Here is a 9745-nt window from a genome sequence, read left to right on the forward strand (position 1 = left end):
TCCCGTATATAAGTTTTCGGGGCTCCATCCCTTCAGCCATTTGGTTTTCGGCCCACTGTCTTGCTGTCTACGCTTAAAGATAGGAGTTACCTCCAACCCTCCAAGACTCGCTACAGGTGAATGGCTAGTTCTTACCTGATGGGGTTCCCACCCATTATGGAATATCACCTATGCTCGGACGCTCTATACTTTCTTATCTTTTAAAGAAAACTTGGCTAGCGCCAAGCCTTAGCGCTGGCGATCGCCTTAGTTGCGCTTATACTTAGGGGACTTAAACTTTTCCTCAACGTCGATTTACTTCCAGCTGAAAAGTTATACTTTCTTAACGCGCAAAAAAACTTGTAGAGAAAAATAACCCTTTCTCTACAAGCCGGGGGAAGACACGTCAAATTTTATTAGTTTGAAAACCAGCCAACTGGTTCTACAGCTAGATTGATATTGATTTGTTTAATTTCCTGGAAGTCGTCAAGACCGTAAGTTCCAAGGCTACGTCCAATTCCGCTCTGTTTGTATCCACCCCAAGGGGCTTCGACGTAAGTTGGGTGATAAGCATTGACCCAAGTAATACCAGAACGTACTTTTTTAATGACACGTAGTGCTTTTGCTCCATCTTGCGAGAATACCGCTCCCGCAAGGCCGAAGTCGGTATCGTTGGCTAGTTTTACGGCTTCCGCTTCATCTTTGAATTTTTGAATAACGGCTACAGGGCCGAAGATTTCTTCTTGAACAATGCGCATTTTAGGAGTAACGTTCGTAAAAATGGTCGGTTCGATAAAATAGCCATTTTCTAGGCCGTTTTCCGTCAGGCGATTTCCGCCGAGTGCCAGTGTAGCCCCTTCTTTTTTGCCGATTTCAATATATTCAAGAATGCTTTCAAGCTGGTCCTGGCTGACGATCGCGCCCACTTCCACTCCTTCTTGCATTCCAGGTCCCACCTTGATTTGCTTCGCCCGTTCTACAAATCTTTCAACAAATTTTTCATGGATGCTTTCCTCAACAAGAATACGGCTTCCGGCAGAGCAGACTTGTCCCGCTCCAAAGAAAATCCCAAATAATGCGTAATCAACCGCTGTTTCAAAATCAGCATCGGCAAAAATAATGTTCGGGGATTTCCCGCCTAGTTCAAGGGAAATTTTCTTCAAATTTCCTGAGGAAGCCTGCATAATGCGCCTACCTACCTCTGTACTGCCTGTAAAAGAAACGATATCTACATCTTTGCTTTCTGCAATTGTCTGGCCGACGACCGATCCTTTGCCCATTACCATATTGGCAACCCCTTTTGGAATTCCCACTTCTTCAAGAATTTCAAATAACTTCATTGCAGTCACCGGTGTGATTTCAGCAGGCTTAAAGACAATGGTATTTCCGGCAGCAAGCGCTGGGGCGATTTTCCAAACGCTCATCAATAGTGGAAAATTCCAGGGAACAATCAAGCCTGCGACTCCAACCGGCTCCCGTACAACCATTGCCTGAACCGGTTCTGGCACATGATATGTTTCACCATCCGGTTTTGTAATGAGCCCTGCATAATAGCGGAAGCATGTCGCGGCGTCACTGACATCAAATCCTGCTTCTGCTTTTGTCTTTCCATTATCCTTCACTTCAAGCTCCACTAGCTCGTCTTGTTTTTCATCGATTTTATCGGCAATTTTAAAGAGAAACTGCGCGCGTTCCTGTGCACTTAGTCCTGACCATACGCCGCTTTCAAAAGCATCTTTTGCCACTTGAATGGTTTCTTCAGTCTCTTCTTTTGTTGCTCTTGGTGCTGTGGCGATCACTTCTTTCGTTGCCGGGTTGATGACTTCATTGATGTCAGCATTGCTGGAATTTCTCCACTCACCATTAATGTACATCTTTAATTTCATTACGTTGGTTGTTACAGTCATTTTATTTTTCCTCCTGCCGGTCGTTTATTTATTTTATAAATTGATAACAAGCTTTCCTTCTTTTGCTCTTGAGCAGCACGTTAATATAGAACTTCTCGCTTTTCTTTCCTCCTCTTTGAAGAATAGATCGCGATGATCCACCTCCCCATCCACCACTTCTATTTCACAGCTGCCGCAGCCCCCGACTGTACAGGAATAGGGGGCATCAATCCCCGCTTTTAACAGTGCGTCCAAAAGCGACTGATCAGAAGAGATTTCAAGACGTTTATCACTTTTGGCGAGCTCCACTACAAATGGATTTTGTGGTCCTTCCACAGCCGCTGCAAACAATTCAAAATGAATCGATTTTTCCGGATAACCGTACGACCTTGCCGCGTCCCTGTATTCGGAAACCATTGATACTGGTCCACAGAAATAAACATGGGAGCCTATCCGGTGATTCATCATCGTCTCCGGAGTCATCCTAGCCGGTTCCTCTCCTCTAGAAAAATAGAACGTGCACTGCCCAGGATACTTCTCATTTAAGTCATCATAAAAGGCACAAAGCTCTTTCGTTCTTGCCGCATAATGTAATTCAAATGTTTTCCCTTCCGCCTTAAGATCAGCCATCATCGTTAAAAATGGAGTAATACCGATTCCCGCGGCGTAAAAAACATGATGCTTCGCCTGATAACTTAGCGGAAAATGATTTTTGGGAAAGCTGATTTCCAGGCGATCCCCTTCATTTACATGATCATGCCAAAACACGGAACCTCCTCTTGAGTTATCATCCCGGCGAATGGAAATCGCGTATTGGGACCGGTCAACAGGATGGCTGACAAGTGAATATGGTCTTTTGATGACATAGTTTCGATTTTTTATTAACGTAGTAATATGCGATCCGCCTGTAAATGCCGGCAGCAGCTTTTGATCGAACGGATATAGATAAAATCGTTTAATGGTTTCTGTTTCCTGCTCAATTTTTCCAACATACACATCGATGTTTCCTGCAACTCTCATACGAATCACTCCTGTCCTTGTGTGAATTTCCACCCATTCTTTGTTTAAAAAGATTTAACTGGGATAAAGGGATAGCCGATATACCCTTTGCGAACTTTTGAAAAGAATGGGCCGACTTCCATCATGGCATCACAGTGAGAGCACTGGGCTTCTTTTTCCTTGTTGATTTCGTTTAAGCGATAACATTTCATACAGTAGACATACCGCCTTTTAGGTCCGTAAATGACCGTCTGGATGTCTTCTTCTGTAAAACCTGCTTCAACGGCTGCTGTAAAAATATCGACCGCATTGTCCCAGTCAGCGGCAATGTAGAGCTGCGTTCCCATCTTTTGGAGTATTAGCACTTCATTAACCTTCTCGAGATCGGCTTCACCATTGATTTCATAAGATTCATATTGGACTTGCTGTTCGATATCATTCATAAAGTGTTTGACTACGTCCGTTTTTTTCTGATCTGAAATGATGAGATACTTTCTTCTTTCCGGCTGCATGGTGAATTTCTCGACAATCGTGTCTGATTGGTCAAATAATACAGGGCTGTTATACAACGTTTTTCACCTCCCTTTACGCATGCTTTCTTATTTTACTTTTACTTCCTTAACCAGGTTTTTCAAATACGCTACTGATGGCGCTAAGAAGGGGGCAATCCCTTTATATTCAGCCATCGGCTTCGGAATATCCTGAAGGACGCTGTACGTCAATTCGAGCCATTCCGGTCTTTTTGGCAGATCTTCCAGTGGAAGGAACTGCGTATTTAACACAAACAGAACGGCATTGCTGCGCGGCATGCGATAGAATTTCTGCTCTTCCACACGAAGATGGACAAGTTTACCCGCATTTTCTTCATTTACTTTCGATCGCTCCGGTCCCCAAACATCCATCGTTTCATAATTGACATCCCAGCGATCGGCCATTAAGTTCCAGTTAATTCTTGTCCACGGACTACCCGGCTCTATGCGGAGCAAGAAATCGCGTACTCTCGCCATAAGATCCACTCCAGTCCGTGAAACAAAAGGGACGGGAGCATGGATTTCATCAAACGACATCCCCTTATTCCAGTTCGCTGAAAACAAGGCGGCGTAAGAAATCTGGCCCACTTCTAAATAGAAATTATCATCTCTATGCACCATTAAAATAAAGTCATTGTGAAAATGGCGCCCGATAAAATCAAGCGGCTCATGCGGAATACTCGTTTCATCACCGAAAATAAATGTTTCTTTTTCTTCTAAAATTAAATTTTGGAAGGTCCAATGATTTTCGTTCTTTTCCACTTTGAAATATTCAGGATATCTATCAACAGCCATATCCACGAGCATCTCAAGCACTTCCCACTGCATTTCCATCGTGTAGGGAAAAGATTGGAAACGAATATCAGGCTGTTCTTCCAGTAGTTCACGTTTTTTCTGAATTTGCACTTTATATTCCGGTGTAATCTCAATGCAATTTACATCCTGTAACTGTTTCAGGTCATTCGAATAACGGTAATTCCCGTCTGTAAAAGGAAATGGAAATTGATCTAGATTCGTAGATTTAAACATTGTGTATTCCTCCTTTTATTTAAGAAGCAGTTTTCATAAAAACTTCCGAAGCTCAGCTGCCTGTTTCTTGATAGATTTCCTTCAACTTTTAAATTTTCTTTACTCTTCCAACCGCTTCTATAAATTCGTTTGAATCATTCTTCTTAAATGATCGATTCATTCAAGAAAACGTTTTCAATAAAGGCTATATCTGAACTTGTCCGTTTTTACTTTTAGATTGTATCTTCATATTGTATGGCTTCTTTAGACGCGGTTGGTCTGGATTTAGCAGCATCCTTGTCCACACGATAGGAAAAAACGTATTTAGCCGAAACATAGTAACAAATACCGGCAGCAAAATAGGCAGGGATTCCAGCCGTCATATAGTGGAACATTCCACTTGCTGTATCAAGAAGCGGGTTATAAAGACCCCAATAAGCAATCGTACCGACAATAAAGCTTGTAATGGCGGAAGGGTTGATCCCACGCCAGTAATAATAGCTTCCTTTCGTGTCATACAGATCACGAATCGATACTCGTTGTTTTTTCACAAAGAAAAAGTCAGAAATCACAATTCCACCGACCACAGCCATGATGTAGGAAATGACGGTGATAAAAGAATTGAAAGCATCATAAAATCCGGGGCTTAGAAGTAATAGTACAGTCGGGATAGCAGTAGCTAAAGCGAAAATCCACCGTTTTTTCGGAAAAACCGTTTTAAAACTGATGGCCTGTGAGTACATCAAGAAAATCGTTGCCGTCAGATTGCCAAGTGTCAGCAAAATGAGCCCGATCAATCCCACCCATGTTCCCCCAATTGCTATCATCCAGTCTGTCGGATCCAGCGAAGCAACTACCAACGCCGTCAAGGCACCGAGTATCGCTGCTACATTAACAAAAACCCCGTAGCTTAGAAAGCCGGCATTGAATGCAGATTTTTCGCTTTTGGCGAGACGGCTGTATTGCCCAAAATAAGGGAGCCATGAAAAGCCTATACCAATATTTAACTCAAGGGCGGTAGCAATAGAGCGGGAGTGATCCTCATATGGTTCGGCAGGACGTAACGCAAAAATCTGATCTAACCCTTGTCCTAGTAATAAAATCGAAATCAACCCAAACATCACTAATAAAATCGCGGGAACACCAATTAAATTAAATTTACGAATGACTAGCGGTCCTTTAAAAGTCACTAGAAACGCGAAGGCGAACAACACAATAGAAAAGAATGGTGCCCCTGTACTTCTCGTTGTAAAAAACTCCGGGAAGCTTAATAAGCTTGCGATTTTAACAACCGCCTGACCTGACATAAAAAGGGCTATGGACATATAGCCAATCGTAAGAATCATAAAAATAAAATAAAAGATATTCGATCCTAAGTATCCGAGCGAACTGCGAAAACCAATAAAGGTATCAATCCCGTAGCGAGCAAAATAGATGGCGATCGGTACGATTAACAAAACCGGAATTGCATTTCCGAATAAGATGGTCGCAATCGCTTCTTTCGCACTGACAATCATGCCGGTATATCCACCTACAAGTAAACAAAAACAGGAAACACCAATACCGACTTGGATGAGGATCAGATCCCACAAGCCAAATACTCGGTCATTTTTCTTTGCTGGGAGAAAGCCAAAGGCGACATCTTTTGAAATAGACGATTGATCTTTACTCATCTCCAACCTCCTTCAGGTGTAAAATTTATACGCATATAGCCATTTCCCAAGAATCGGATGAAACTTAGTTTAAATAATGACGGCAGCCAGAAAGATAACAATCGCCCCGACAATAAACAAGGAACCACCCGCGTCGGCCATCTTCATTTTCTCAATCCGAGAGCTCTCTTTTTCAAATTCTTGTATCCGGCCATGAAGATCCGTGTACAGTTTTTTAATGAACACGTCTTTTGAATCCATGTTTTCTTGAATAAAGCTTTTCTTATTCAAACCATTCACCCCCCTAATAATCGTTACTTTTACTTAGTGCAAGTCTTGTACCAATCGAATATTCCAGTAAAATAAGGAATAGAGCTGCACTTAAAATTCATTTTCGGAATCTTTATTCAATTTTGAAATTTGCAACTTAATCTTTGATCACTATTTTTCAATAAGGATGTGTATGTAATGAAGAAAAATGACTCTATATCTTCCTCCGCAATGATGCCGTTTCAACAGACCGTCCATGCTTTTCAATCAATGCTTCTGTCCATTTATGATGAAGTGATGATCACTGACATCAACGGAATGATTAGAGAAAGAGCGGGAGAAATGAAAGGGTTATGGGAAGTTAACGAAGATACGATCATCGGAAGCAATCTGTTTGAACTTGAAAAAAACACGTTTTTCGGTGAACCCTCCATACAAAACCTATTGAATCAACAGAAGACATCCATTATCCAAACTTCCTGGCACGATAAGAAAATTCTCGTGACAGGTTACCCATTGAGTTCCATTAATACCGATGATTTATTAGCGTGGGGATTCAGAAACATTACAGAAGATCCCTCCCATAATGAGGGAGATCCATATGCTGAAGACATGAATCATGTCATGACGAAATACCTCTCAACCCCCCTAGTCGTTCGTAGTCAAAAAATGCTGGATGTGTTCGACACAGCTGAAATGGTTTCTAAAGTTCCATCAACCGTTCTTTTGTTAGGAGAGTCTGGAGTAGGAAAAGAAATGATCGCCAAATCCATTCATGAGATGGGACATCGGAAAGCGCAGCCATTTATAGCGGTCAACTGTGGAGCGATCCCCGAAAATTTATTAGAAAGTGAATTGTTCGGCTATGAGGAAGGAGCATTTAGCGGGGCGAGAAAGAACGGGGCTTCTGGCAAATTTGAACTCGCTAATCACGGTGTCCTCTTTCTGGATGAAGTGGCCGAGCTGCCTCTCAACCTGCAAGTTAAATTACTGCGGGTTCTCCAGGAAAGAGAAGTCACTCCTTTAGGAGGTTCCAAACCGATAAAAATTAATATTCAAGTAATTGCTGCTACGAATACGTCACTTGAACAAATGGTTGAAGATGGAACGTTTAGAGAAGATCTTTATTACCGTTTAAATGTCGTGCCTATCGAAATTCCTTCGTTAAGGGAGAGAATAGAAGAAATTCCTTACTTCATTTATCATTTCGTTCAAAAATATAATCAATTATATAATCGTAATATTCAAATCTTGCCTGACGCCATTGATCTCCTGTCCATCTATAAATGGCCCGGAAATGTCAGACAACTGGAGAATATTATTGAGCGTATCGTTGTAACGAGCAGAAAGACAGAGGTAGATGCCCCTTCCGTACAAAACATAATTCCATGGAAGAAAGATATCATAAAGGCACCGCCTATTTTTGAGCATATTATGCCCTTACAGGAAGCGATGGATCTTGTTGAAGAGCAGCTAATCAATATGGCCATGGAGCAATATAAATCAGTCAAACTTGCGGCTAAAGTGCTGGATGTAAGCCAGCCAACAATGAGCAGAAAATATAAAAAAATACGTAAAAAAATGCAACAGGCAAATCTTTCACCCTCTAATAAGAGAAAAATTCTAGAAGAACAGTTGGATATACGATTACGATCCATCGCTATTGTCACAGCCGCCATTATTCAGCCTGAGGAAGTGATTCAATTAAAAACAAATACCGCACCAACAAACCCTGACTATCAAAAGTTACAGAAAAAACTCACAATGATCCGGGAACAAGAAGGAATTATAGAATGGGTGTACATCTTTTATTATCTGGACAACAAAAGAATGCTCACCCTTGTAGCCGATGAAGGTTTCATTATAAAACCTGGCGAAACCTATGAAGGTCCACCTGAAATAATGGACGTCGCGTCTGCAGCAATGAATGGAAAAGTGGGGGTGACACCAATGTATAAAGATATTTACGGAGAATGGAAGACTAGCTTCGCCCCCATATTTGATCACTCTGGACAGGTCATTGCCCTGATCGGATATGACTACAGCCAATCTTATATCAACTCTGAATTAAAGAAACTAGCGAAGATTTTAAATATTAATATTTGATCATTATATATTTTGTAATAATTAAAAAGAATCCATTTTAATAAAAGATTGATCAAAATGGATTCTTTTTTAGCAGATTTTAGTTTGGTTATTAGAAAAGTTCTGATCATTTTCAACCTATGTTATTCAATAATCGTCCTAGCATTTTAAAAATTTTAAGTAGGAAGAGCAATATCCATTGATACAGATAGTCGTTATGTACCTGTTGACGTTTGCCAAAGGCGTGTTACGAAGGCAATATCCCAATTGAATAATCGATACTACTGTTTATTGGAGTTGTTTTTAATAATTCAATTCTAATCAAACATAAACTACTTCTTAGTCAAATTGTTTAAATAATACAAGCATCAAAATCAAACTAACCAGTAGTGAAAGAGCTGCTATTGAAATATCTGTAAGGATAAAGGAGATTCCACCCAAAAATGAAAAGATACATGCAAGTAATCCTAAGCAATATTTCAGTATTTCCTTCATGGTTCACTTCCTTTATATACCGTCCCAAATACGGTTGTATTGAATCAAGGTTACCTTTAGATGTACCCCATCTTAATTTTTTGATACCATAAATTGGAGTCAGTGAGTAAGGTAGGACATATTGGATCCATACGCAAGTAGCAATGTTGAATGTGTTATCCGGATAACTCTTCTTAATATAATTGAAATTCACAGTGAAAGAACGATGGAAACGTAAAATAATCCTTACATGTATTCGAACTCTTGTAGCGAGTCTTTATGGGTGGCTTCATATTTTCCGGTGCATACATGTGTCTTTTTATCCCCTTACCTCTATATACCCAACCTGTGAAAATGGAATCATACATGTAGAGATTTATCGCTCACAACTGATTTTCCACCCGTAAAACCCGTTACAATTAAATTAAAGAGTACCAACCTATATAAAAAGTTGGTACTCTTTTCAAGTTATTATATTTCCAGATGAAAATGGATATAAACAACAACTGTTTGTTCAAGTTGAAAGTTTGTTTTTATGACACCAATTTTATCAATACCGGTATTAGTTACTTTTCTTCTCTAACAAAAGCTTTGTAGCTTTGTAGCTTTCAATATCCCTTGGAATATGCGTACCACATTGCAACGTTTCTTCTTATTGTCTGATTCTATTTAAAATCGTAAACACTCTTGATCCATCTATTGAACTGTACCCTTAAAAAAAGACAGTTTAATAAAAGTCCTAAGCAGCTAAGAGGTGACCTCGGAATTGTTCCGGGGTCATCTTTTCTAATCCCCATTGATACCTGGAGGAATTGTAGTAATCCATGTAATCGTCTACTTTCTTACGTAATTCCTCTACAGT

Annotated in this window: 9 protein-coding genes; 1 reads left to right on the forward strand and 8 read right to left on the reverse strand. The window is 40.4% G+C overall.

Going from position 1 to position 9745, the window contains the following annotated elements:
* Positions 1–395: 395 nt before the first annotated feature.
* From NON16_RS25070 to NON16_RS25095, 6 genes are all read right to left on the reverse strand, one after another.
* Positions 396–1886 (reverse strand): aldehyde dehydrogenase family protein, encoded by a 1491-nt coding sequence (locus tag NON16_RS25070; protein ID WP_257352336.1) that lies wholly within the window; start codon positions 1884–1886, stop codon positions 396–398.
* 33 nt (positions 1887–1919) lie between these two features.
* Positions 1920–2885, reverse strand: a complete 966-nt coding sequence (locus tag NON16_RS25075; protein WP_257352338.1) for a PDR/VanB family oxidoreductase — start codon at positions 2883–2885, stop codon at positions 1920–1922.
* Between the two features lie 44 nt (positions 2886–2929).
* Positions 2930–3433, reverse strand: coding sequence for a hypothetical protein (locus NON16_RS25080; RefSeq protein ID WP_257352340.1), 504 nt, complete (start codon positions 3431–3433; stop codon positions 2930–2932).
* Positions 3434–3463: 30 nt separating this feature from the next.
* Entirely contained in the window at positions 3464–4423 is a 960-nt protein-coding gene (locus NON16_RS25085) for a heme-dependent oxidative N-demethylase family protein (protein ID WP_257352343.1), read from the reverse strand.
* A gap of 212 nt (positions 4424–4635) precedes the next feature.
* The gene (locus NON16_RS25090) at positions 4636–6075 is read right to left on the reverse strand and encodes a purine-cytosine permease family protein (protein ID WP_257352345.1); all 1440 of its coding nucleotides are present in this window, start codon (positions 6073–6075) and stop codon (positions 4636–4638) included.
* Between the two features lie 69 nt (positions 6076–6144).
* Complete coding sequence (locus tag NON16_RS25095) at positions 6145–6345, reverse strand: hypothetical protein (RefSeq protein ID WP_257352347.1); 201 nt, start codon at positions 6343–6345, stop codon at positions 6145–6147.
* A gap of 177 nt (positions 6346–6522) precedes the next feature.
* Between NON16_RS25095 and NON16_RS25100 the strand changes: the two genes are divergently transcribed.
* Entirely contained in the window at positions 6523–8430 is a 1908-nt protein-coding gene (locus NON16_RS25100) for a sigma-54 interaction domain-containing protein (RefSeq protein WP_257352348.1), read from the forward strand.
* Positions 8431–8748: 318 nt separating this feature from the next.
* Here NON16_RS25100 and NON16_RS25105 read toward each other — a convergent pair whose 3' ends face one another.
* Positions 8749–8904 carry a hypothetical protein gene (locus tag NON16_RS25105; RefSeq protein ID WP_257352350.1) on the reverse strand — a complete coding sequence of 52 codons (156 nt, stop codon included), beginning with the start codon at positions 8902–8904 and terminating at the stop codon, positions 8749–8751.
* Positions 8905–9622: 718 nt separating this feature from the next.
* Positions 9623–9745 (reverse strand): IS3 family transposase (locus NON16_RS25110; protein WP_257348545.1); only part of this gene is annotated, 123 nt, incomplete at its 5' end.

Source organism: Pseudalkalibacillus decolorationis, assembly GCF_024609785.1.
Taxonomy (GTDB): domain Bacteria; phylum Bacillota; class Bacilli; order Bacillales; family Fictibacillaceae; genus Pseudalkalibacillus; species Pseudalkalibacillus decolorationis.

What these genes read in the sequence shown, in the direction of transcription:
- NON16_RS25070 (WP_257352336.1), bottom strand. Translation starts at nt 1,886, where the DNA reads ATGACTGTAACAACCAACGTAATGAAATTAAAGATGTACATTAATGGT.
- NON16_RS25075 (WP_257352338.1), bottom strand. Translation starts at nt 2,885, where the DNA reads ATGAGAGTTGCAGGAAACATCGATGTGTATGTTGGAAAAATTGAGCAG.
- NON16_RS25085 (WP_257352343.1), bottom strand. Translation starts at nt 4,423, where the DNA reads ATGTTTAAATCTACGAATCTAGATCAATTTCCATTTCCTTTTACAGAC.
- NON16_RS25090 (WP_257352345.1), bottom strand. Translation starts at nt 6,075, where the DNA reads ATGAGTAAAGATCAATCGTCTATTTCAAAAGATGTCGCCTTTGGCTTT.
- NON16_RS25100 (WP_257352348.1), top strand. Translation starts at nt 6,523, where the DNA reads ATGAAGAAAAATGACTCTATATCTTCCTCCGCAATGATGCCGTTTCAA.
- NON16_RS25105 (WP_257352350.1), bottom strand. Translation starts at nt 8,904, where the DNA reads ATGAAGGAAATACTGAAATATTGCTTAGGATTACTTGCATGTATCTTT.